The organism is Formosa sp. F44 (assembly GCF_056238645.1).
In genome coordinates this window covers 1-1,100 of the sequence record NZ_JBWDLJ010000023.1, presented here as the reverse complement: position 1 = coordinate 1,100, position 1,100 = coordinate 1, and the positions used below count along the sequence as shown (strand labels likewise).

Genomic DNA, 1,100 nt, shown 5'->3' with positions numbered 1-1,100 from the left:
TTGTAAGTTCGGCTAAAATTTTCAATTTAAAAGGTTCACTGTACCTTCTAATTACTTTGTCATTTCTATACATAATGTTTAAAATTATGTAGCCTTTATTCAGGACGGGTCAAAATTACTTACAACGTTTATGTATAAGAATAGTTGCGGGTTTGTATGCGAGGATTTTCCGAAGGAAAATCAGACGTTACAAACACACAACGACCTTTGATTAAGCACTAAACCGCAATTATTTTTATACGGTGTTGTGTTTAGTTATTTTTTCGTTTCTAATTTGTTAATCAGTTTATTAATCGTTTTACTATCCATTCGGGAAACTAACTTTTCCGATATATTTTCAAGTCGGTCGTCATTAAATTCATAAAGGTCTTTGTCAATTTCGTGAGACAATGATTTAAGGAAATTAAAACCGCTGTCTTCAACTCTTTTATAGAATTTAAGTAAATCGGTATATTTCAGTTCCGTTTTATTTTGAAATTCCGTTATATTTTTAGTTTTATTGTCAAGAATATTCCTTGCGTGTTTTATTGAATTATTCAAATTCCTTAAATCACGCATCTCAACATAATCCGATATCTCTTTTGGATTTATTTTCTTTGATTTTAAAAAGTCCTCAACAATTTCCCATTTATACAATCCACTTTCTTTAATTTCTTGATAAGATGCTTTGAGTAAAAATTTTAAATGAGTTTCAAAGTGTTTATAGGCATAAATAACTTTCATTTCTGAAACTGCGAACAACTCTTTTTTTAAGAAGTAGATTTCCATATGTTTCATATAACCTGGTTCTTTTATATCAGACTCAACTTGACTTTCCAGTTCAGTTAATTTTTGTTCAAGGTCTTTAATCAGTTTATTCGATACAAAGTCATAATGATTATTTTCCACATTTAGAAAGAACGTTTGAAGTCCTAAACGACTTACTTCTCTTTTTTGTCTATATTTTTCTGACTCGGTCAATCTTGGTTTTTTAATTAAACACAACGTTTATGTGTATCTTAAGTTAGCCTTATCAAATATAAGTTATAAATTAAGTATCAATCAGAAAGAACAAAAAGAGAGGATTAAGGTTATTTTGTGTATTGAGACTGCGATCTCGT

The 1,100-nt window shown here is 29.0% G+C and carries 1 protein-coding gene; it reads right to left on the bottom strand.

What is annotated here, in order from left to right:
- Positions 1–255: 255 nt before the first annotated feature.
- On the bottom strand, positions 256–960 hold the full coding sequence (locus AC0UBM_RS18340; RefSeq protein WP_475689635.1) for a hypothetical protein: 705 nt from the start codon (positions 958–960) through the stop codon (positions 256–258).
- Positions 961–1,100: the final 140 nt, after the last annotated feature.